Annotated in this window: 1 pseudogene; it reads right to left on the bottom strand. The window is 61.1% G+C overall.

Annotated features, from left to right (window positions below):
- A pseudogene (locus tag AC0L2U_RS34750) lies at positions 1 to 470 on the bottom strand (Tn3 family transposase); the annotation flags it as partial.

The raw sequence follows: 470 nt of genomic DNA, 5'->3' as shown, positions 1-470 counted from the left end.
CGAAGATGAGCCGACGATCAGCCTGGCTGAGGTGGGTGACCGGGACGCGCTCGGGGAGTGCCCGACGGCTCTCGGCATACAGGCGTTTCAGCAGCGAAATTGCCGCAAGAAGCGGATCGTGTCGCCGCGCCGATTGGAACGTGAACGCCTGTAGGAACGCACCGGCATACTTGTGGACGGTCGCATATTGCTCGGCCGCCAAGGCCAAGGGCGACGCCTCGTTGTCATCGACCATCGATTCGAGCTCAGGCTTCATGCGGAGCAGCCGATGCCAGCCGACCTTCTGATCGAGAACCTCCAACGCGTTCCGACCATAGTCGTTGGCGGACTGCAGGGCTGTGATCGTGTCGAGGAACAGTGCCTTTGCGGTATCCGGCCTGCAGTCCATGTGTCGCGAGAACAGCCGACCCATCAGCTTGATAAACATCGACACTGCATCGTCGGTGAGCTTCTGGCCGAGCTTGATGACC

Source organism: Mesorhizobium sp. WSM4808, assembly GCF_055811675.1.
Note: the sequence above shows the minus strand (reverse complement) of the source record. Positions and strands in the feature narration are given on the sequence as shown.